A 21,136-nucleotide genomic window follows, 5' to 3' on the forward strand; every position below is an offset into this window, starting at 1 on the left:
CCGGGGACCGCGTGCGGCAGACTGCCGCCGTGGATCAGGACGTGCTGCGACGCGCCCCCCTCTTCGTGGGGGTCGACGAGGAGGCATCCGAGGTCCTGCTGTCGCTGGCCCGGGTGGTGGAGCTCAAGCGCGGGCAGGTCCTCTTCGCCCAGGGTGACGAGCCCGCCGACCTCTTCGTCATCCAGAGCGGCAAGATCAAGCTCGGGCGCACCTCGGCGGACGGTCGGGAGAACCTCCTCGCGGTGCTCGGCCCGGGCGAGATGTTCGGCGAGCTCAGCTGGTTCGACCCGGGCCCCCGCACGTCCAGCGCCGTGGCCGTGGGCCCGGCCCGCCTCGTCGCCCTCGACTACGAGCAGCTCTACGCGTGGATGGCGCCCCGGCCCGAGGTGGCGCAGCAGCTGCTGCGCGCCCTGGCCCGGCGCCTGCGGCGCGCCAACACGGCCCTCGCCGACCTCGTCTTCACCGACGTGCCCGGACGCGTCGCAGGCACCCTGCTCGACCTGGCCCTGCGCTTCGGCCGCACCACCGAGAACGGCCTGCTGGTCCAGCACGACCTCACCCAGGAGGAGCTCGCCCAGCTGGTCGGCGCCTCCCGCGAGACCGTGAACAAGGCCCTCGCCGACTTCGCCGCCCGCGGCTGGGTGCGCCTGGAGGCCCGCTCGGTCAACCTGCTCGACGTGGAGCGGCTGCGCCGCCGCGCGCGCTGACCTCCCCGAGTTCCCCGGGGCTGTCAGCCCCCGCCCGTACCCTTCGCTGGTGAGGCCAGCCGACGTCGAGCGCGAGACCCCCCTCGGGCGGGTGCGCCGGGCCCGGCGCATGCACCGGGCGCTGGCCGAGCGCTACCCCGACGCCCGCTGCGAGCTCGACTTCACCTCGCCGTTCCAGCTGCTCGTGGCGACGGTGCTGTCCGCCCAGACCACCGACGTGCGCGTCAACAGCGTCACGCCGGAGCTGTTCGCCACCTGGCCGACCCCGACCGACCTCGCCGGCGCCGACCGCACCGCGCTGGAGGAGGTGCTGCGACCGGTGGGCTTCTACCGCGCCAAGGCCGCCTCGGTGCAGGGCCTGGCCGCGCGCCTCGTGGAGGTCTACCGCGGCGAGGTGCCCCGACGCCTGGAGGACCTCGTCACGCTGCCGGGTGTGGGCCGCAAGACCGCCAACGTGGTGCGCGGTGACGCGTTCGGGCTCCCCGGCATCACCGTGGACACGCACGTGGGGCGGCTGTCGCGGCGGTTCGGCTGGACCACCCACGAGGACCCGGTGGACGTCGAGGACGACCTCGCCGAGCTCTTCCCCAAGGGCGACTGGACCCCGCTGAGCCACCGCGTGATCTTCCACGGCCGGCGCACCTGCCACGCCCGCCGGCCCGCGTGCGGTGCCTGCCCCCTCGCCCGGGACTGCCCCTCCTACGGCGCCGGCGAGACCGACCCCGTGAAGGCGGCCGCCCTCGTCAAGCCCGGTCCCCCCGTCGCGGCCGCTCCGGTCCTGGCGGGTCCGGGGTGACGCGGCCTGACTGGCTGGAGCGTCTCGCCGGCTCCCTGCCGCAGGTGGGCGAGGCCGTGGCCGAGCACCTGGGCGAGCGCACCCGCGCCGCCCGGGCCGAGGGCGTCCGCCTGGGCGCCCGCAGCGGCCGCCGCGCGGCGGTGCTCGTGCTCTTCGGCCCCGGCGCCGACGGCGCGGGTGACGTCGTCCTCCTCGAGAGGGCGTCCGGCCTGCGCTCGCACTCCGGTCAGATCGCCTTCCCCGGCGGGGGCGTCGAGGACGACGACGGCGGCGACCCCGTGCGCGCGGCGCTGCGCGAGGCGCGCGAGGAGGTCCGCCTCGACACCGCTGGCGTGGAGGTGCTGGGCGTCGCGCCGGCGCTGCACGTGCCGCCCACGGGCGCCTCGGTGGTGCCCGTCCTGGCCTGGGAGCCCGTGCCGTCGTCGCTGGCCGTGGGCGACCCCGTGGAGGTGGCCCGCGTGCTGCGGGTCCCGCTGGCCGTGCTCACCGACCCCGCCTCCCGCGCCGTGGTCCGCACCCGGTCCGGCTGGACCGGGCCGACGTTCGCCCTGGAGGCGCCGGACAGCGACGACGGCGGGCTGGTCGCCTGGGGCTTCACCGCCGCCGTCCTCGACGTGCTGCTGCGCGTGGCCGGCCTGGAGCGCCCCTGGGACGCCTCGCGCGCGCTGCCGATGTCGGCCGTCACCGGTGGCCTGCCGGAGGGCGCCCGGTGAGCACCCTCGACGTCGTCCTCCTCCTGCTGCTCATCGTGTACGGGCTGTCGGGCCTGCGGCAGGGCCTCGTGGTGGGGCTCCTCTCGGTGGGCGCCTTCATCGCCGGCGCCGGGCTGGGGATGTGGCTGCTGCCGATGCTCGTCGGGTCCATGGAGCCCGGGCGCACCCGCACCGTGGTGGTGGTGGCGGGCGTCCTGCTCATCGCGTGGGGCTGCCAGCTGCTGGGGTCCCTCGTGGGCCGGCGCCTGCGCGACGTCATCACCTGGCAGCCCGCGCAGGTGGTCGACTCCGCGCTCGGCGCCGTCGCCGCGGTGCTCGCGGTGGCCCTGGTCTCCTGGTTCGTCGCCGGTGCGGTCCGCGCCGGGCCGATGCCCTCCCTGGCGCGCGCCGTGGCGTCCTCCCAGGTCATCTCCACCATCGGCACGCTGGTGCCGCCGCAGGCCGAGTCGCTCTTCGCCGGGTTCCGCTCCGTGGTGGAGGCCAACGACTTCCCGCGCGTCTTCAGCGGCACCGGGGAGGAGCCGCTCAAGGAGGTCGCCGCACCCAACGACGCCGTGGTCGGCGGCGCCGCGTCGATCGCCCAGGCCGGCATCGTGAAGATCACCGGGACGGCGGAGGCGTGCCGCAAGGGCAGCGAGGGCAGCGGCTTCGTCGTGGCCCCGCAGCGCGTGGTCACCAACGCGCACGTCGTGGCGGGGGTGAGCGAGCCGCAGGTGCAGGTGGGCGGCAAGGGCGAGCGGCTCGACGCCACCGTGGTGCTCTTCGACCCCAGCGAGGACCTCGCCGTGCTCGCCGTGCCCGGGCTCCGCGCCGAGCCGCTGGGCGCCGGGCGGCAGCTGGGGCCCTCCGCTGACGCCGTCGTCGCCGGGTTCCCCCAGGACGGGCCGTTCACCGCCGTCCCCGCCCGCGTCCGCGAGGTCGTGCGCGCCGAGGGCAAGGACATCTACGGCAAGGCCACCGTCATCCGGCAGGTCTACTCCCTCGCCGCCGACGTCGAGCCCGGCAACTCCGGCGGTCCGCTGCTCGACCCGGGCGGCAACGTGGTCGGCGTGGTGTTCGCGCGCTCCCTCACCGACCGGGGGACCGGCTACGCGCTCACCCTCGACGAGACCCGCCCGGTGCTGCAGAAGGCGCAGGAGGCCACCCGCGAGGTGTCCACCGGGCCCTGCACCACCGGCTGACGACTCAGAGGGGCGCGGTGCCGCTGAGCCAGTCGAGGAGCAGCTCGGAGGTGGTCTGCGGGGCCTCCTCGCCGAGGAAGTGGCCGGCGCCGGGCACCTCCGCCCAGCGGTAGCCGGCGCCCGCCCAGGCGGCGCTGCGACGGGCCGTTCCGGGCTGCACGGCACCGTCGAGCGCGCCCTGCACGGTGAGCACCGGCACCTGCGCAGGCCGCGACACCGCGCGGGCGAAGGCGTGGCCGTCGGCGCGCACGCGCGAGCGCGCCACCCACCGGTAGCACTCCAGGGCGGCGTGCGCGGCGAAGGGCACGCGCAGCGCCGCCGCGTGCTCGGCGACCACCGCCTCGTCGGCCCAGCCAGGTGCCCCCCACTCGCGCAGCACCTGCTCCACCATCGAGCCGTCGCGCACCGCCCACTCGGGGAAGGCGGGCACCTGCACGCGGCCCAGGTGGCGCGCTGCCGACGCCGTGAGCACCCGCCACGGCTCCCGCAGCACCAGCAGCGGGTGCGGCTCGCCCAGCGAGGCGACGGCCGCGGTGGTGGCCGGCTGGAGGGCGGGAGAGGCCCAGGCCGCCCAGGCCCCCCATCCGCTGCCCACGAGCACCGCGCGCTGGGCCCCGAGGGCTCGCACCACACCGGCGGCGTCGGCGGCGAGGGTGGCGGTGTCGTAGCCGCGGGGCGGCTTGTCGGAGGCGCCGCTGCCGCGCAGGTCCATCGCCGCGGCGCGGTAGCCCGCCTCCGAGAGGGCGACGAGCTGGTGCCTCCACGCGCGCCACGACTGCGGGAAGCCGTGCAGCAGCAGCACCAGGGGAGCTGAGCCGTCGTCCGGCCCGGCCTCGGCCACGTGGAAGCGGCAGCCGTTGGCGGTGACGTAGCGGTGGCGCCACGGGCCGGGGTCGAGCAGCTCGGCGGCGTCGACCGGGGGTCCCGCGCGCAGACCTCGGGGGAGGGCCCTCACGGACCCTCCCCCGAGGTCTGCACCGGCCGCGCGCCCGTGACGGGCCAGCGGCCGGGTCGGCTCAGCGGTGGCCCTTGATGGCCTCGATCGACTGCTTGGAGGTGGCGATCGTCCGCTCCGGCTTGCCGACCTTGCTGATGCGGCCCTTGCCGATGAGCGCCAGCACGGCGGCGATGACCAGCAGCACCACCGCGACGATGAGGAACGCCACCCAGTAGGGCATCCACAGCGTCAGCAGCCACGCGATCGCCAGGAGCACGAACAGGCCCCCGATGGCGCCGAAGACCGCGGCGCCGACGAAGAGCCCGGCGCCGATGGCGCCCTGCTTCACCTCGGCGGTGATCTCCGCCTTGGCCAGCGCGATCTCGGCGCGCACCAGCGCGGACAGGTCACGGCTGGCGTCTGCGACGAGCTGACCGATGGTGCGCTCGCTGGCGCCTGCGCTCTGGCTCACGGCGGGTGCCTCCTCAAGCTCTGGCCCGCGCGCCCGGCCGCCGGTCGGCGGCGCGCTGCGGGCGCGGTCCCTGGTCGGCGAGCCTAGGGGTGCCCCAGGGCTCCCGCGCGGTGGGAGGTGCGTGATCCACCTCGTGGGCCAACGGGCGGACCAGCGGGCGGCCCGACGCGCTCTCCAGCGAGCCGCCAGCCGGTCAGTCGTCCGAGCTCTTGCCGGACTGCATCCCGGCCTGGATGGAGGCCATGACGCTGGAGTCGGCCAGGGTGGTGACGTCGCCCACCTGGCGGTCCTCGGCGACGTCGCGCAGCAGGCGGCGCATGATCTTCCCGGACCGGGTCTTGGGAAGCTCGGAGACCACGAGCACCTGCCGCGGCTTGGCGATCGGGCTGATCTCCTTCGCCACGTGGTCGCGCAGCTCCTTGCCGACCGCCGCGGGGTCGGTGTCGTGCGCCGACTCGCGCAGGATGACGAACGCCACGATCCCCTGCCCGGTGGTCGGGTCCGAGGCCCCGACGACGGCGGCCTCGGCCACGCTCGGGTGGCTCACCAGCGCCGACTCCACCTCGGTGGTGGAGATGCGGTGGCCCGAGACGTTCATGACGTCGTCGACGCGGCCCAGCAGCCACACGTCGCCGTCGGCGTCGCGGCGGGCGCCGTCCCCGGCGAAGTACCAGCCCTCCTTCGCGAAGCGGGACCAGTAGGTGTCGCGGAAGCGCTCGTCGTCGCCCCAGATGCCGCGCAGCATGCCCGGCCACGGCTCGGTGAGCACGAGGTAGCCGGCGCCCTCGTGGCCGGCGGGGAGCACGCGGCCCTCGTCGTCGACCACCTCCACGCTGATCCCCGGCAGCGGCACCTGCGCCGAGCCCGGCTTCAGGCTGGTCACGCCCGGCAGGGCGCTGATCATGATGCCGCCGGTCTCGGTCTGCCACCACGTGTCGACCACGGGGGTGCGGTCGCCGCCGATGACGCGGCGGTACCAGGTCCACGCCTCGGGGTTGATGGGCTCGCCCACACTGCCGAGCACCTGCAGAGTGCTCAGGTCGTGCCCGGAGACCAGCTCCTCGCCCCACTTCATGAAGGTCCGGATGGTCGTGGGGGCGGTGTAGAGCTTGGTGACGCCGTACGTCTCGACGACCTGCCACCAGCGGTCCTGCGTGGGCGTGTTGGGGGTGCCCTCGTACATGACCGACGTCGTGCCGTTGAGCAGCGGCCCGTAGACGATGTACGTGTGGCCGGTCACCCAGCCGATGTCCGCGCCGCACCAGTAGACGTCGGTCTCGGGGTGCAGGTCGAACACGTTCCTGTGGGTGTACGCGGCCTGGGTGAGGTAGCCGCCGGTGGTGTGGAGGATGCCCTTGGGCTTGCCCGTGGACCCGGAGGTGTAGAGCACGAACAGCGGGTGCTCGGCCCCCACGCTCACCGGCTCGTGGACCGGCGAGGAGGACTCGAGCGCCTCGTGCCACCAGTGGTCGCGCCCCTCGGTCCACGCCACCTCCCCGCCGGTGCGGCGCACCACCAGGACGGCCCTGACGGTGCTCTCGGCGCCGTCCCTGGGCTCGAGCGCGGCGTCGACGGCGGGCTTCAGCGGGGCCGGCTCGCCGCGGCGGTACCCGCCGTCGGCGGTGATGACGGCCACCGCCTGCGCGTCGTCCACGCGGTCGCGCAGCGCCTGCGCGCTGAAGCCGGAGAAGACCACGCTGTGCGGGGCGCCCAGACGGGCGCACGCCAGCATCGCCACCACGGCCTCGGGGACCATCGGCAGGTAGATCGCCACCCGGTCGCCCGTGCGCACGCCGAGGTCGGACAGGGCGTTCGCGGCCCGCTGCACCTGCTCGTGCAGGTCGGCGTAGGTGACGGTGAGGGTGTCACCGGGCTCGCCCACCCAGTGCAGCGCCACCCGGTCGCCGTTGCCGGCCGCCACGTGCCGGTCGACGCAGTTGGCGGCCGCGTTGAGCTCCCCGTCGGCGAACCACTTCGCGAACGGGGCGTCGGACCAGTCGAGCACCTGCGTGGGCTGGACGTCCCACGTGAGCAGCTCGGAGGCCTGGCGGCCCCAGAAGGCGAGCCGGTCCGCGGCGGCCTCCTCGTAGAGCGCGGCCGTGGCCACCGCGCCAGCGGCGAGCTCGGCGGGCGGCGGGTAGGTGCGGGGCTGCTGGGAGTCGGTGGCGGTCTGCGTCATCGCGTCCTCCGGGTCGTGCACGCGTCGTGGTGCTTCACGGTCGGCAGGGGGCGGCCGGGGCCGACCCTAGCCAGCGGGTCTGGTGGCGCCGAGGGTGGTGGCTCCCGGTTGGTCGCCGGTCGGTCGGGGCCCCGCTCGCGGCAGCGGACCCGATCGGCCGGTGATCGTCGTCGTCCTCATCCCAGCGGTGGTCAGGACGGTCCGCCACCCCGCGGCGCCCTGGGGCGGCGGACCGGGGCGCTCAGTGGTCGACGGCGCCCTCGGCACCGGCGCCGGTGAGGGCGCGCACCTCCATCTCGGTGGCCTTCGCCTCGTGGTCGGGCTCGGGCCTGCCGGTCATCGTGCCCAGCCACCCGAGCAGGAACGCCAGGGGGATGGACACGATGCCCGGGTTCTCCAGGGGGAACAGGGAGAAGTCGATCGAGGGGTCCTTGACGAGGGAGAGGTTGTTCTCCGGGTCGGCCGGGTTCGGCTTCCCCGAGACCACCGGGGAGAAGATGATCAGCGTCAGGCAGCTGATGAGGCCGCCGTAGATCGACCACAGCGCCCCGCGGGTGTTGAAGCGCCGCCAGAACAGCGAGTACACGAGCGTGGGCAGGTTGGCGCTCGCCGCCACCGCGAACGCCAGCGCCACGAGGAACGCCACGTTCTGCCCCACGGCGAACATGCCGCCGAGGATCGCCACCGCCCCGATGACGACGACGGTGCGCCGGGCGACCTTCACCTCCTCGGCCGGGTCGGCCCTGCCGTCCTTGACCACGCTGGCGTAGACGTCGTGCGCGAACGATGCCGCCGCCGTGATGGCCAGGCCCGCCACCACGGCGAGGATGGTCGCGAAGGCCACCGCGGCGATGAAGCCCAGCAGCAGGGTGCCGCCGAGCTGGTAGGCCAGCAGCGGCGCGGCGCTGTTCACCCCGCCGGGAGCGCTGGTGATGGCCTCCGGTCCCACGAGGGCCCCGGCGCCGTACCCCAGCACCAGCGTGAACAGGTAGAACAGGCCGATCAGCCAGATCGCCCAGACCACGCTGCGGCGGGCCTGCTTGGCGTCGGGCACCGTGTAGAAGCGCATGAGCACGTGCGGCAGGCCCGCGGTGCCCAGCACCAGCGCCAGGGCCAGCGACAGGAAGTTGAGCTTGGTCAGCGCCGAGGCGCCGTACTGGTTCATCGGCTCGACCAGCTTCTCCGGGTCCGCCACGCCCTCCGCCGCGGCGGTGTCGATGGCGGCCTGCATGAGGCTGGAGACGTTGAAGCCGTAGGTCGCGAGCACCCACACGGTCATCGCGCCGGCGCCGGCGATGAGGAGGACGGCCTTGACGATCTGCACCCAGGTGGTGCCCTTCATGCCACCGACGAGCACGTAGACGATCATCAGGACGCCGACGACGGCGACCACCGCGTACTGGCCCGCTGGCGCGGTGATGCCCAGCAGCAGCGCCACGAGGCCGCCCGCCCCCGCCATCTGGGCCAGCAGGTAGAAGAAGCAGACGGCCAGGGTGGCCAGCGCGGCGGCCATGCGCACGGGGCGCTGCCGCAGCCGGAAGCTCAGGACGTCGGCCATCGTGAACTTGCCGGTGTTGCGCAGCAGCTCCGCGACGAGCAGCAGGGCCACGAGCCACGCCACGAGGAAGCCGATGGAGTACAGGAAGCCGTCGTAGCCGTAGATGGCGATGGCACCGGCGATGCCCAGGAAGCTGGCTGCCGAGAGGTAGTCGCCGGCGATGGCGGTGCCGTTCTGCGGTCCCGAGAACGAGCGACCCGCGGCGTAGTAGTCCGCCGCGGTCTTGTTGTTCCGGGAGGCCCTCAGGACGATGACCATGGTCACCGCCACGAACGCCCCGAAGATGCCGATGTTGACCAGGGGGTTGCCGAGGTTCACGGCTGCACCTCGCGGGTGCTGCCGGCGCTGGTGCCCGTGATGCGCTCGCGCAGCGCCTCGGCGCGGGCGTCGAAGCGCCGGTCCGCCCAGCGGCGGTAGGCCATGGTGATGGCGAAGGTCGTCGCGAACTGGCCCAGGCCCAGGACCAGCCCGAGGGTGATCGTGGTGCCGCCCAGGCGCGTGCCCATGAGCTCCGGCGCGTAGGCGGCCAGCAGCACGTAGAGGGCGTACCAGGCCAGGAAGGCCGCCGTGGTGGGGAAGACCACCCGCCGGAAGGAGCGTCGCAGGGCCTCGAACTCCTCGCTGCGCCTCACCGCCTCGAGGTCCGGGGGAACGCCCCGTCCGTCGCTGACCGTCCTGCGCTCAGTGCTCACAGCGCCTCCTGGTGCGGGCCGGAGCTCCTTCGCTCCGACCGGGCGCACCAGTCGACCGACTCCCCGCGCATTCGTCAAGCCGGAGTAAAAGACGGTCAAGAGGAGGTCAAGAACGACTCGGTGGGCCGGAGGGGTGGCCCTCCGCAGCGGTGCCCGGGGCGTCCTGCGCCCACAGGTCCCGCTCCGAGGCGCTGGGGCCGGCCGCCGTCCACAGGGACGCTGCGCGCGGAGCGCGGCGGCCGCCCCGGCGGCAGGGTCGCCGCGTGGACGAGGTGCTGCTGGTGACCGGTCGATCGGTGGTGGTGGAGCAGGTGCGCCGCCTGGCCGCCGCAGGGGGCGTGCTGCTGAGGGTGGTGGCCGACGCCGCTGCGGCCGGTGCCGCGTGGCGCGGCGCTCCCGTCGTGCTGCTCGGAGACGACGCCGCCGCCCTCGGGGTGCCCTGGCGCCGGCCCGGCGTGCTCCTGGTGGCGCCCTCGACCCCTGGGCAGGACACCGCCCCCCTGTGGCGCAGCGCCGTCGAGGTCGGTGCGGAAGGCGTGGCGCTCCTGCCAGGCGACGCCCCCGCCGTCGCCTCCCTCATCGCCACCGCCGCCGACGGCCCCGGCACCGGCGGGCTCGTGGTGGGTGTGGTCGGCGGCTGCGGCGGTGCCGGCGCGTCCGTGCTCGCCGCCGCCGTCGCCCGCACCGCCGCGGCGGCCGACCCGCCCCACCCCGTGGTGCTGCTCGACGCCGACCCCCTCGGCGGAGGCGCGGACGCCCTCGTGGGCGCCCACGACGAGCCCGGCCTGCGCTGGCACGACGTGCTGGACGCCCCCGCCCCCCTGCGCTCGGCGGCGCTCGCGGACGGGCTGCCGCGCGGTCGCGACGGCGTCCGGGTGCTCTCGTGGGCGCCCTGGCCCGAGCCGAGGAGCGCGCCACCGGCCGCGGTCGAGGCCGTCCTGGAGGCCGCGGCCAGAGCCAGCGGGACCGTGGTGGTCGACCTGCCTCGCCACAGCGGCTCCTCGCTGCTGTGGCGCCTCGACCTGCTGGTCCTGGTGGTGCCGGCCCACCTGCGCGCCGTCGCCTCGGCGGGCGCGCAGCTGCCGGTGCTGATGGGCCACGCCGGTGACGTCCGCCTCGTGGTGGCCGAGCCGCCGGGCGCCCCGCTGGACCCCGACGACGTCTCCGACGCCCTAGCGCTGCCCCTCCTGGGCCGTCTCCCGCCGGACCGCGACGTGAGGTCCGCGACGGGACGCGGAGACCCGCTGCCCCGGCCGCGCGGCGCGCTGGCGCGGTGCGCGCGGTCCGTCCTGGCGGTCCTCGCAGACCCCGACGACCGCTCCGGGCGGGCGGCGTGAGCGCCGGCCCCCTGCAGGAGCTCCTCGACCTGCCCGGCACCACCGACGTGCTGGTCAACGGTCCCGGCTCGGTGTGGGTGGACCGCGGGGACGGTCTGGCCAGGGTGGACCTGGACGTGGGGCCGGAGGCCCAGGTCCGTGCGCTGGCCGTGCGCCTGGCCGCGCTGGCCGGACGCCGCCTCGACGACGCGAGCCCGTGCGTCGACGCGGTCCTCGCCGACGGCACGCGCCTGCACGCGGTGCTCCCACCCGTCTCCGGCAGCGGGACCCTGCTGTCGCTGCGCGTCCCGCGCCGCACCCCGCTCTCCCTCGCGGAGCTCGAGGCGGCCGGCTCCCTGCCGCCGGGCTGGGGCGGGGTGCTGCGGGCCGTGGTGCACCACCGCTGCTCGCTGCTGGTCTCCGGCGGCACCGGCAGCGGCAAGACCACCCTCCTCGGGGCACTCCTGGGGATGGTCGACGCTCGCGAGCGGCTCGTGCTCGTGGAGGACTCCGGCGAGCTGTCCCCTGCGCACCCGCACGCGGTCCGCCTCCAGGCGCGGCACGGCAACGTGGAGGGCGCGGGCGCGGTGGACCAGCGCGAGCTGGTGCGGCAGGCCCTGCGGATGCGGCCCGACCGGCTGGTGGTCGGGGAGGTGCGCGGCGCGGAGGTGGCCGACCTGCTCATGGCCCTCAACTCCGGTCACGAGGGCGGCTGCTGCACCGTGCACGCCAACTCGGCCTCCGCCGTGCCGGCGCGGCTGACGGCGCTCGCGGCCCTGGCGGGCATGGGGCCCGACGTGCTGGCGGCGCAGGCCGCCGCGGGGCTCCAGGTGGTGGTGCACCTGCGCCGCGAGGGGGCGCTCCGTCGCGTGGTGGAGGTCGGCGTGGTCGCCCTCGCCGACCGACCCGCGGGGGCGGGTGGTGGGACCGGCCTCGTGGTGGTGCCGGCCCTGCGCGCGGGCACGGCCCCTGACCACCCCGGCACGCGCGAGGAGGGCTGGGGCCGCCTGGCCGAGCTGCTGCGCCTGGCCGCGGTCCCGGTGCAGGCGTCCCGGCGCAGGTCGTGAGCAGCACCGGCGCCGCAGGGGTCGCGCTGTTCGCGGCGCTCCTGGTGGGTGTCGCCGCGTGGCTGGCCGTTCCGGCCTCGGTGCGGGTGCCCAGGTCGGTGCCCGCAGCCCGGACCACCGGTGCGGTGCGCGCTCGTCGACCGGAACGCCGAGGCGCGGTCGAAGCGGTGGGAGCGGGGCTCCGCCTGCTCGGCCGACCGCCGGACGCGGAGCCGCCGGCGGTCAGGGTGGCCCGAGCCGCCTCCGAGGTCGCGGCGCTGCTGCGAGCCGGCGCCACCCCCGCGGCGGCCTGGGCGCCCCAGCAGCTGGGCAGCACCGGAGCGGGCGGGATGGCGAGCGGCGTGGTGGTCGGGGTGGCGAGCGGTGGTGCGGTCGGCGGAGCCGGGCGCCCGCCCGACCCCGTCACCGCAGCCCTGGACGAGGCCGCGCGAGCTGCGGCCGCGGGCGAGGATCCCGCCGCCGCCCTGCGCCGCCACCGGGTGGGCGCCCGGCGCAGCGCCACGGGAGCGGGGACCGCGCTCGCCTCCCTCGCGCTGGCCTGGCGCACCAGCGAGGTCACCGGCGCTCCCGCCGCCGCCGTGCTGGACGGGCTGGCTGCGGCGCTGCGGGACGAGGCCGCCGCCACGGACGCCCGCGACGCCTCCCTGGCCGGGCCGCGGGCCACCGCGCGGCTCCTGCTCGCCCTGCCGCCGCTGGGCCTGGCGGCCTCCACCGCCCTGGGGGCCGACCCGGTCGCCGTGCTCGCCGGCACCCCCGCCGGTCGCTGGTGCGCGGCGCTCGGCCTCGCCTTCGCCGCGGCCGGCTGGGCGTGGACCTCGGCGCTCGTGCGCGCCGCGGTGCGAGCGCGGTGAGCGGCCCCCCGGCGCCGGAGGCCCTCCTCGTGGGGGCGGCGTCCGTGCTCGTGGGGCTCGCCGTGCTGGTCCTGCCTCGCCGTCCACGCGTGGGCCCAGCACCAGGACACCTCCAGCCGCCGCCGACGCGCGGGTGGTCCCCCGGCCGCCGTGGTGCTCGCGACGAGGTCGACCCGCCCCTCCTGCTCGACCTGGTCGCCGCCGTCGTGTCGGCGGGAGCGGCCCCGGTGGCGGCGGTCTCGGCAGTCGCTGCGGTGCTGCGAGAGACCGCTGGCGCCACTGCGCCCGCTGCGGAGGCGCTGGAAGCGCTGGCCGCCGGTGCCGCCGGGAGGCAGCCGCCCCGCGCTCCGGTCGACCGGTCCGAGGGCGACCCCCTGGCCGGCGCCCTCGCCGCCCTGCAGCGCTGCCTGTGGATCGCTGAGCAGACCGGGGCTCCCGTAGCAGCGCTGCTGACCTCCTCCGCCGCTGAGCTGCGCCGGCGCCGGCGACGAGCCGCCGCGCTCGCCGCAGCCCGCCTCGGGGTGCGCGTGGTGGCCCCCCTGGGCCTCTGCACGCTCCCGGCCTTCGGGCTGCTCGCGGTGGTCCCGGTGCTCCTGTCCCTGGGCAGGGGCCTGCTGGGCTGACGCCCCCGGGACCTGTCGACGGCGCTGTCGCCGGGACCGCTCTCGAACCTCGCGGTGAACCCCCTCCAGGCTCCCCAGCGCGTCCTGCGCCCACAGGGTCCTCGCGCCCGGGGCCTGTCCACAGGCCCGCGCCGGGTGCAGACGGCAGGCCCTCACGGGCAGCCACGGTGGTCTCGGGCCCGGCGCTCGCCGGGCCCGATCCCGCTCCTGAGGAGGACGACGTGACCCACCCCGCCCCGGCACCCACGAGCCCTGGCACCGCCACGAGCCCCGGCGCCGTCGAGGACGCGCTCGACCAGCAGCACCCCGACCGAGGACCTGGCCGCGGCGACGCCGGCATGGCGACAGCGGAGTACGCCATCGCGACCCTCGCCGCCTGCGGCTTCGCGGCGCTGCTGCTGGCTGTCCTGTCGAGCGGCGAGGTGAGGGGCATGCTCCTCGGTCTCGTGCAGCGCGCTCTGAGCCTGGTGTGACCCGGCGCCCCCGCCGCGAGGGCAGTCAGGGCCGTCAGGTCGGAGCGGTGACCGCGGAGCTGGCCGTCGGCCTGGTCCCGCTCGCCGTGGTGCTGCTGCTGGCGGCCTGGCTGGCGGCGGCCGGGACGGCCCAGGTGCGCGTGCAGCTGGCGGCGGGGGCGGCGGCGCGCGCCCTGGCGCGCGGAGAGGTGCCCGCCGTCGTCGCCGGGCGGGTGGGGGAGGTGACCGCCGGGGCCACGATGAGCGTCCAGCGCTCCGGGGACTTGCTGCGCGTGGACGTCGAGGCGCCGCTGGACGCGCCCCTGGTCGGCCGCATCGGCAGGCTCACCGGCAGCGCCGTCGTGCCCGTCGAGCTGCTCGACGGCGAGGACGCGTGACCCGTCCGCCGTCCGCGGCGCTGCCCCCCGACCGCGGCTCCGCCTCGGTGCTCGTGCTGGCAGCGGCAGCGGGAGCGCTGGTGCTGGCCGCCGCGGCGGCGGCCGCGGGGCAGGTGGCCGCGGCGGGGGCGCGTGCAGCGTCCACCGCCGACGCCGCGGCGCTCGGCGGGGCAGCGGCGGCCGCTGTCGGCGGCAGCGGGTGCGGACGGGCGCACCAGGTCGCAGGTGCCGCTGGTGGTGAGCTGGTGGGCTGCAGCCTCTCCCAGACCGCCGCGGGGCCGGTGGTCGACGTGGTGGTCGCGGTGCGACCGGTCGGGCTCGTGGGTTCGGCGGTGCCGGTGACCGCACGGGCCAGAGCGGGAGCGGCGCCGTGACCGGACGACGGCCCCGTGGACGACGACGGCCCCGGGGAGGACCGCGGTCACCCCCAGGGCCGTGCGTGCTGCTGCCAGGGGGTCAGCTGCGCGACGAGCCACCCCGAGCGCCGCCGCTGAGGGGGGTGGTGGGGGTGTCGGCGGCCGGGCCCGTCGCGGTGCTCGACGGGCTGCCCGACGGGCTGGTGCCGTGACCCGCGGCCGACGGGGTCGTCGCGGTCGTGCTGCGGCCGGTCGACGGACCGGACGGAGCGGCGGACCCGGACCCGGACTGCGCCGGGGTGGCCGACGGACCGGCGTGCCGCGACCGCTCGGCCTCCACGCGGCGCAGGCGCTTCAGCTCGCGGCGGCGCTCCCAGTTCTTGCGGTTGCCGCGCAGCAGCAGCGCCAGGCCGAGCTCGGCCAGGAGCAGGCACGCTGCGCCGAGCAGGAACACGGCCAGGGCGGTGAGGGTGACGGAGGTGCTGATCTGCGACCACTCCAGCTGGACCGTCGGCGTGATGCCCGTGACGACCACGAACACCACCACCAGGGCCACGGCCAGGAGCAGCAGCACGGCGAGGACGATCACGACGGACCCCCTGCTGGACGGGTCGGCGCCCACCGCCGACCAGGTCCCCCGGACGCTAGACCCGCGGGGCTGTGTCAGCGCGTCGGAGCCGCGCGTCTGCAGCAGTCCCCGGCGCGTCGCGCAGGTCGACCTCGTCGCGCACGTCCACGGACCCGTCCGCACCCGCCGAGGGCGGGCCCTCGGCGTGGGGGGAGGCAGCGGGACCGCGGCCCGCGTCGTCGTCGTCCGCTGACTCCAGGACCAGGCGCAGCAGGCGCAGCGCGCCCGCCTTGTCGAGCGGGTCGTTGCCGTTGCCGCACTTGGGCGACTGCACGCAGGAGGGGCACCCCGCGGGGCACTCGCACTCCGCCACCAGGTCGGCGGTGGCGCGCAGCCAGGTCGCCGCGGCGGTGAAGCCGCGCTCGGCGAACCCCGCGCCCCCCGCCGCGGCGTCGTGGACCACCACGGTGGGCAGCCCCGTGTCGGGGTGCAGCGCGGTGGAGACCCCGCCGACGTCCCACCGGTCGCACGTGGCCACCAGCGGCAGCAGCCCGATCGCCGCGTGCTCGGCGGCGTGCGCCGCACCCGGCAGGTCCGCAGCGTGGACGCCGGCCTCCTCGAGCAGCTCGGCGGGCACCGTCCACCACACCGCGACGGTCCGCAGCGTGCGGGCGGGCAGGTCCAGCGGCTCCTCACCGAGCACCTCGCCCGTGGTCGCGCGGCGGCGCAGGTAGGAGGTCACCTGCGTGGTGACCTCCACAGCGCCCGTGCACACCGCGACCGGGCCCCACGTGCGGCGACGGTCCTCCGACAGGATCCGCACGTCCGTGGTGGTGCGCGCCGACGTGGAGTGCTCGACGTCCTCGCGGCGCACCAGCGCCACGGACCCCTCCTCGTCGAGCACCTCCACCACGTGCGTCTCGCCCTGGTGCACGTAGACGGCCCCCGGGTGCACCGCGTGGTGGGCCGAGGCCGCGTCGACGCTGCCCAGCACCCGCCCGGTGGCGGCCTCCACCAGCCGCACCGGCTCCCCGCCGGTGCCCCGCAGGTCCGCCAGGTCGGTGGCGCGCTCGCGGCGGGTCCAGAACCAGCCCCCGGGCCGGCGCCGCAGCAGCCCGCCGGCCACGAGGTGGCGCAGCACGGGCTCCGCGGACGGGCCGAACAGCGGCAGGTCCTCGGCGGTGAGGGGCTTCTCCGCCGCCGCGGCGCACAGGTGCGGTCCCAGCACGTAGGGGTTGCCGGGGTCGAGGACGGTGCTCTCCACCGGCGCCCCGAGCACCACCTCCGGGTGGTGCACCACGTAGGTGTCGAGCGGGTCGTCCTCGGCCACCAGCACGGCGAGGGCGTCCTGCCCGCTGCGCCCTGCCCGTCCGGCCCGCTGCCACAGCGCCGACCGCGTGCCCGGCCACCCGGCCACCACCACGGCGTCCAGCCCCGAGACGTCCACGCCCAGCTCCAGCGCGCTCGTGGAGGCCACGCCCAGCAGGTCGCCGTCGCGCAGGCGCCGCTCCAGCTCGCGCCGCTCCTCCGGCAGGAACCCCGACCGGTAGGCGGCCACCCTGCCCGGCAGCGAGCCGTCGACCTCGGCGAGGGCCCGGCGGGCGGACAGGGCCACCGCCTCGGCGCTGCGCCGCGACCTCACGAACGCCACGGTGCGCACCCCGCCGACCACGAGGTCGGTCAGCAGGTCCGCCGCCTCGGAGGCCGCCGAGCGCCGGGTGGGCGCCCCGTTCTCGCCCGTCCCCGGCAGCAGCGGCGGCTCCCACATCCAGAAGCGGGTGGCGCCGCGGCGGGCGGTGTCCTCCGTGACCGCCACGACCTCCTCCACCGGCACGCCGACGAGGCGGGACGCGGTGAGGGCCGGGGCGGCGGCCGTCGCCGAGGCGAGCACGAACACCGGGTCGGCGCCGGCGGCCCGGGCCAGGCGCCGCAGCCGCCGCAGCACGTCGGCCACGTGGGAGCCGAACAGCCCGCGGTAGTGGTGGCACTCGTCCACGACCACCACGCGCAGCGCCCTCAGGAACCGGTGCCAGCGGGCGTGCCCGGGCAGCAGGGACCGGTGGAGCATGTCGGGGTTGGTGAGCACGTGGTTGGCGTGGTCGCGCACCCACCGGCGCTCCTCGCCCGGCACGTCCCCGTCGTAGGTCGCGGCGCGCACGCCCGGCACGGCGAGGGAGCGGACCACCTGCAGCTGGTCCGCTGCGAGGGCCTTGGTGGGCGACAGGTACAGCGACGTGGCGCCGCGACCGCCCGGCTCGGCGGCGCCTTCGGCCACCGCCGTCAGCGCCGGCAGCAGGTAGGCCAGCGACTTGCCCGACGCGGTGCCGGTGGAGACCACCACGTGCCGTCCGGAGCGCGCGGCCTCGGCCGCCTCGACCTGGTGGCGCCACAGCGAGGTGACCCCGCTGCGCTCCAGCGCGGCGCGCAGCTCGGGGTGCACCCACTCCGGCCACGCGGCGGTGGTGCCGGGACGGGCGGGGACCGTGTGCTCGTGCAGCACCCGCTCACGCCGCCCGGGGGCTCGCAGCAGGTGCTCGGCGGCCCCGAGCGCCCCTCCACCGGCTCCGGGGCCCGCCGCCTGCTGCACCCCCCGATGGTCGCACCGCGTGCTGGACGGCAACCGCGCGTGGCCGAGCGGGAGGTCGGGTGGTTGACTGCCACCCGAGCCTGATCGACCACCCGAGCGACCAGCCAGTGACCAGCACCGACCCCGAGGAGCCACCGTGGACCTGTCCGTCACGAGCCGCGAGCAGGGCGGCCGGACCGTCGTCGAGGTGGGCGGCGAGATCGACGTGTACACCGCCCCCGTGCTGCGCGAGCGCCTGAACGACCTCGTCGGGGAGGGCCGCCACCACCTCGTCGTCGACATGGAGAAGGTCGACTTCCTCGACTCCACCGGACTCGGCGTGCTCGTGGGCGGCCTCAAGCGCGTCCGCTCCCACGACGGCTCGCTGCACCTGGTGTGCACGCAGGAGAAGATCCTCAAGGTCTTCCGCATCACCGGCCTGACCAAGGTCTTCCCCATCCACTCCAGCGTGGACGACGCGGTCGCGGCGTCCAGCGGAGACTCCGCCTCCTGAGCAGGCGACCCCCGTCGTGACCGGGCCGGTGACCTCGCCGACCCCCGCACGAGGCCCCGGCGGCGCTCCCGCGCCGCTGGGGCCCGTCGTGCTGCGCTTCTCCGCCCTGCCCGAGCACGTCCGCATCGCGCGGCTGGTGACCACGTCGCTCGCTCGCCGCGCCGGCCTCGTCGGCGGTGACGTCGAGGGCGTGCGCCTCGCGGTGGGCGAGGCCTGCGGCAGGGCCGTCCAGCGCAGCGAGTCGGCGGGAGCCGCCGAGCTGGTCGAGGTCACCGCCACCTCCCGCGGCGGCGAGCTGGTGGTGCAGGTGGTCGACCACGCCGGCGACGACGGCCTGGAGACCGAGGAGGTGGCCATGCTCCTCATGGAGGGCCTGGCCGACGAGGTGGCCGTGACCGCCGGCCCGGGAGGTCCCGGCGGCACCACGCGGTTGACCTGGCGCCCCTCGGCCGCCTCCTCGTCGACGACGACGAGCGGCACCTGACGAGCCCCGCCCCGCCGCGCCGCTGCGGCCCGCCGCGTCTGTAGTCTCGCGGCGACCTGTTCCACCCCCCGTCGGGTGCCGCGAGGCCACCCGGGGGGTTCGCCCCAGCCTCGTCGAGGAGGACGGATGCTCGGGCTGACGAGCTCTGCCGTGCTGGCCGGGGTGCAGACCGCGGCCGGTGCGGCCGCACCTGCCAGCACGGCCGTGACCGGCCGTGACCAGACCATCGTCATCGCGATCGCGGTCATCGCCGCCCTCGGGCTGGTGATGGCGTTCGTGTTCCGCCGGCAGGTGCTCGCCGCGGGTGAGGGCACCGAGCGGATGCAGGAGATCGCCGCCGGCGTGCAGGAGGGGGCCAGCGCCTACCTGCGCCGCCAGTTCCGCACCCTGGCGGTCTTCGCGCTGCCGGTGGTGGCGCTGCTGTTCGTGCTCCCCGGTGACTGGGAGGTCCGCGTCGGCCGGGCCGTGCTCTTCCTCGTGGGAGCCCTGTTCTCCGCGGCGGTCGGCTACCTCGGCATGTCGCTGGCGGTGCGGGCGAACGTCCGCGTCGCCGCCGCGGCCCGCACCCCCGAGGGCCGCGCCGAGGGCTTCCGCCTGGCCATCCGCACCGGTGGCACCGTCGGCATGGCCACGGTGGGCCTGGGGCTGCTCGGCGCGTCCCTCGTCGTGCTGTTCTTCAAGTCCGACGCCCCGACGATGCTCGAGGGCTTCGGCTTCGGGGCCGCGCTCGTGGCGATGTTCATGCGCGTGGGCGGCGGCATCTTCACCAAGGCCGCTGACGTCGGCGCGGACCTGGTCGGCAAGGTCGAGCAGGGCATCCCCGAGGACGACCCCCGCAACGCCGCCACCATCGCCGACAACGTGGGCGACAACGTGGGCGACTGCGCCGGCATGGCCGCCGACCTCTTCGAGTCCTACGCGGTGACCCTGGTGGCCGCGCTCATCCTCGGGCGCGCCGCCTTCGGCGACTCCGGACTGGTCTTCCCGCTCCTCGTGCCCGCCGTGGGCGCCATCACCGCGGTCCTCGGCATCATGCTCATCCGCGCCCGCGGCTCCGAGAGCGGCCTGGGCGCCATCCAGCGCGGCTTCTACCTGTCGGCGGTCGTGTCCGCCGTCGGTTCCACGGCGGTGGCCTTCGCCTACCTGCCCTCCAGCTTCAGCGGCCTGACCGGTCTCACCCAGGCGGCCGCCCAGGTCGACAGCGACCCGCGCTTCCTGGCCTCGGCCGCGGTGATCGTGGGCATCCTGCTCGCCGTCGTCATCCTGTGGATCACCGGCTACTACACGGGCACCGAGTCGAAGCCGACCCAGGCCGTGGCCCGCACCTCGCTGACCGGTCCCGCGACGGTGGTGCTCTCCGGCATCGGCCTCGGCCTGACCTCGGCGGTCTACACCACGCTGATCATCGGCGGCGCCGTGCTGCTGTGCTTCCTGCTGGCGGCCGGCAGCACCACCCTGGCGCTGTTCCTCGTGGCCCTGGCCGGCACCGGCCTGCTCACCACGGTGGGCGTCATCGTGGCCATGGACACCTTCGGCCCGGTCAGCGACAACGCCCAGGGCATCGCGGAGATGTCGGGCGACGTCGACGAGGAGGCCGCGCGCACCCTCACCGACCTCGACGCCGTCGGCAACACCACCAAGGCGATCACCAAGGGCATCGCCATCGCGACGGCAGTTCTCGCCGCGACCGCGCTGTTCGGCTCTCTGACCGACACCTTCCTCACCGCCGCGCAGTCGGCCTTCGCCAGCGTGCAGGAGGTGCCCAGCCAGTTCGTGCTGCAGTCCCTGGGCCTGCAGCTGAACCAGGGCGGCTTCGTCATCGCCATCGGCCAGGTCACGGTGCCCTCCGTGCTGGTGGGCTTGCTCGCCGGGTCCGCCGTCGTCTTCCTCTTCTCCGGCCTGGCGATCGACGCGGTGACCCGCGCCGCGGGGGCCATCGTCTTCGAGGTGCGCCGCCAGTTCCGGGAGAAGCCCGGGATCATGGACGGCACCGAGAAGCCCGAGTACGGCCGCGTGGTGGACATCTGCACCCGCGACTCGCTGCGCGAGCTGGCCACCCCGGGCCTGCTGGCGGTGCTCGCGCCCGTGGTGGTCGGCTTCGGCCTGGGCGTGGCGTCGCTGGCCGGCTTCCTGGCCGGGGCGATCGGCACCGGCGCGCTCATGGCGGTGTTCCTGTCCAACGCCGGCGGCGCGTGGGACAACGCCAAGAAGCTCGTCGAGGACGGCCGCTACGGCGGCAAGGGCTCCGAGGCCCATGCCGCCACCGTCATCGGCGACACCGTCGGCGACCCCTTCAAGGACACCGCCGGCCCGGCCATCAACCCGCTGCTCAAGGTGATGAACCTCGTCGCGATCCTCATCGTGCCGGCCGTCGTCGCCCTGACCGTGGGGGAGAGCGCCAGCACCCCGATCCGCCTGGGCATCGCGGCCGTGGCGCTGCTCGTGCTCGTCGTGGCCGTCTACCTCTCGGCGCGGCGCACCAGCGCCCTGGACGCCGACGAGGACGACGACGACCTCGACGACGACCTCGACGACGACGGCGACGGCTCGGCCCAGGACTCCCCGTCCGACGTCGACCGTCCCGCCCGCGCCGTCGAGGGCGCCCCGGCGGCCGTGGGCCTCACGAAGCCCGCGGCGGGAGCGGCCGGTGGGGCCGCCCCCCAGCGCGAGCCGGAGAGCGAGCCCAGCCGCTGACGTACCGTCGGG

The 21,136-nt window shown here is 76.2% G+C and carries 21 protein-coding genes; 14 read left to right on the forward strand and 7 right to left on the reverse strand.

Annotated elements, in window-relative coordinates; genetic code table 11:
- Window positions 1–29: 29 nt before the first annotated feature.
- The 4 genes from FMM08_RS20205 (at window position 30) to FMM08_RS20220 (ending at window position 3,397) form a co-directional block, all read left to right on the forward strand.
- A complete protein-coding gene (locus FMM08_RS20205; protein ID WP_147928152.1) occupies window positions 30–707 on the forward strand; it encodes a Crp/Fnr family transcriptional regulator in 678 nt (225 codons plus the stop codon).
- A 109-nt stretch (window positions 708–816) separates the two neighbouring features.
- Window positions 817–1,503 (forward strand): endonuclease III, encoded by a 687-nt coding sequence (nth, locus tag FMM08_RS20210; RefSeq protein ID WP_187279902.1) that lies wholly within the window; start codon window positions 817–819, stop codon window positions 1,501–1,503.
- A complete protein-coding gene (locus FMM08_RS20215; protein ID WP_222711006.1) occupies window positions 1,500–2,216 on the forward strand; it encodes an NUDIX hydrolase in 717 nt (238 codons plus the stop codon). Before nth ends, FMM08_RS20215 begins: the two co-directional genes overlap by 4 nt.
- Window positions 2,213–3,397, forward strand: a complete 1,185-nt coding sequence (locus FMM08_RS20220) for a MarP family serine protease (protein ID WP_187279892.1) — start codon at window positions 2,213–2,215, stop codon at window positions 3,395–3,397. Before FMM08_RS20215 ends, FMM08_RS20220 begins: the two co-directional genes overlap by 4 nt.
- Window positions 3,398–3,401: 4 nt before the next feature.
- On the opposite strand, the gene FMM08_RS20225 is transcribed toward FMM08_RS20220, so the two are convergent.
- The 5 genes from FMM08_RS20225 to FMM08_RS20245 form a co-directional block, all read right to left on the reverse strand.
- On the reverse strand, window positions 3,402–4,352 hold the full coding sequence (locus tag FMM08_RS20225; RefSeq protein ID WP_255472648.1) for an alpha/beta fold hydrolase: 951 nt from the start codon (window positions 4,350–4,352) through the stop codon (window positions 3,402–3,404).
- Window positions 4,353–4,413: 61 nt separating this feature from the next.
- Window positions 4,414–4,806, reverse strand: a complete 393-nt coding sequence (locus FMM08_RS20230) for a phage holin family protein (RefSeq protein ID WP_187279893.1) — start codon at window positions 4,804–4,806, stop codon at window positions 4,414–4,416.
- A gap of 193 nt (window positions 4,807–4,999) precedes the next feature.
- Window positions 5,000–6,985 (reverse strand): acetate--CoA ligase, encoded by a 1,986-nt coding sequence (gene acs, locus FMM08_RS20235; protein WP_147928156.1) that lies wholly within the window; start codon window positions 6,983–6,985, stop codon window positions 5,000–5,002.
- Between the two features lie 241 nt (window positions 6,986–7,226).
- On the reverse strand, window positions 7,227–8,861 hold the full coding sequence (locus tag FMM08_RS20240) for a monocarboxylic acid transporter (RefSeq protein ID WP_147928157.1): 1,635 nt from the start codon (window positions 8,859–8,861) through the stop codon (window positions 7,227–7,229).
- On the reverse strand, window positions 8,858–9,235 hold the full coding sequence (locus tag FMM08_RS20245; RefSeq protein WP_147928158.1) for a DUF485 domain-containing protein: 378 nt from the start codon (window positions 9,233–9,235) through the stop codon (window positions 8,858–8,860). Before FMM08_RS20245 ends, FMM08_RS20240 begins: the two co-directional genes overlap by 4 nt.
- A 263-nt stretch (window positions 9,236–9,498) precedes the next feature.
- Between FMM08_RS20245 and ssd the strand changes: the two genes are divergently transcribed.
- From ssd to FMM08_RS20280, 7 genes are all read left to right on the forward strand, one after another.
- Window positions 9,499–10,572, forward strand: coding sequence for a septum site-determining protein Ssd (gene ssd, locus FMM08_RS23875; RefSeq protein WP_187279894.1), 1,074 nt, complete (start codon window positions 9,499–9,501; stop codon window positions 10,570–10,572).
- Window positions 10,569–11,618, forward strand: a complete 1,050-nt coding sequence (locus FMM08_RS20255) for a TadA family conjugal transfer-associated ATPase (RefSeq protein ID WP_255472649.1) — start codon at window positions 10,569–10,571, stop codon at window positions 11,616–11,618. Before ssd ends, FMM08_RS20255 begins: the two co-directional genes overlap by 4 nt.
- Window positions 11,615–12,469, forward strand: coding sequence for a type II secretion system F family protein (locus FMM08_RS20260; RefSeq protein WP_147928161.1), 855 nt, complete (start codon window positions 11,615–11,617; stop codon window positions 12,467–12,469). Before FMM08_RS20255 ends, FMM08_RS20260 begins: the two co-directional genes overlap by 4 nt.
- The gene (locus tag FMM08_RS20265; protein WP_187279895.1) at window positions 12,466–13,092 is read left to right on the forward strand and encodes a type II secretion system F family protein; all 627 of its coding nucleotides are present in this window, start codon (window positions 12,466–12,468) and stop codon (window positions 13,090–13,092) included. Before FMM08_RS20260 ends, FMM08_RS20265 begins: the two co-directional genes overlap by 4 nt.
- 221 nt (window positions 13,093–13,313) lie before the next feature.
- Window positions 13,314–13,565, forward strand: coding sequence for a DUF4244 domain-containing protein (locus FMM08_RS23880; protein ID WP_255472650.1), 252 nt, complete (start codon window positions 13,314–13,316; stop codon window positions 13,563–13,565).
- A gap of 47 nt (window positions 13,566–13,612) precedes the next feature.
- Window positions 13,613–13,942: a TadE family type IV pilus minor pilin gene (locus tag FMM08_RS20275; protein ID WP_147928162.1), complete on the forward strand. Its 330-nt coding sequence runs from the start codon at window positions 13,613–13,615 to the stop codon at window positions 13,940–13,942.
- Window positions 13,939–14,316, forward strand: a complete 378-nt coding sequence (locus FMM08_RS20280; RefSeq protein WP_187279896.1) for an Rv3654c family TadE-like protein — start codon at window positions 13,939–13,941, stop codon at window positions 14,314–14,316. Before FMM08_RS20275 ends, FMM08_RS20280 begins: the two co-directional genes overlap by 4 nt.
- An 82-nt stretch (window positions 14,317–14,398) precedes the next feature.
- Here FMM08_RS20280 and FMM08_RS20285 read toward each other — a convergent pair whose 3' ends face one another.
- Together FMM08_RS20285 and FMM08_RS20290 are read right to left on the reverse strand one after the other, a co-directional pair.
- Window positions 14,399–14,887 (reverse strand): hypothetical protein, encoded by a 489-nt coding sequence (locus FMM08_RS20285; protein WP_147928163.1) that lies wholly within the window; start codon window positions 14,885–14,887, stop codon window positions 14,399–14,401.
- 55 nt (window positions 14,888–14,942) lie between these two features.
- The gene (locus tag FMM08_RS20290) at window positions 14,943–17,453 is read right to left on the reverse strand and encodes a DEAD/DEAH box helicase (RefSeq protein WP_147928164.1); all 2,511 of its coding nucleotides are present in this window, start codon (window positions 17,451–17,453) and stop codon (window positions 14,943–14,945) included.
- Between the two features lie 136 nt (window positions 17,454–17,589).
- Here FMM08_RS20290 and FMM08_RS20295 point away from each other — a divergent pair, with 136 nt between their 5' ends.
- From FMM08_RS20295 to FMM08_RS20305, 3 genes are all read left to right on the forward strand, one after another.
- Complete coding sequence (locus FMM08_RS20295) at window positions 17,590–17,946, forward strand: STAS domain-containing protein (RefSeq protein ID WP_147928165.1); 357 nt, start codon at window positions 17,590–17,592, stop codon at window positions 17,944–17,946.
- A 16-nt stretch (window positions 17,947–17,962) separates the two neighbouring features.
- Window positions 17,963–18,430 carry an ATP-binding protein gene (locus FMM08_RS20300; RefSeq protein ID WP_147928166.1) on the forward strand — a complete coding sequence of 156 codons (468 nt, stop codon included), beginning with the start codon at window positions 17,963–17,965 and terminating at the stop codon, window positions 18,428–18,430.
- 126 nt (window positions 18,431–18,556) lie between these two features.
- Window positions 18,557–21,124, forward strand: a complete 2,568-nt coding sequence (locus FMM08_RS20305; protein ID WP_147928167.1) for a sodium-translocating pyrophosphatase — start codon at window positions 18,557–18,559, stop codon at window positions 21,122–21,124.
- Window positions 21,125–21,136: the final 12 nt, after the last annotated feature.

The sequence above is a fragment of the Quadrisphaera setariae genome (assembly GCF_008041935.1).
In the GTDB taxonomy this organism is placed as follows: domain Bacteria; phylum Actinomycetota; class Actinomycetes; order Actinomycetales; family Quadrisphaeraceae; genus Quadrisphaera; species Quadrisphaera setariae.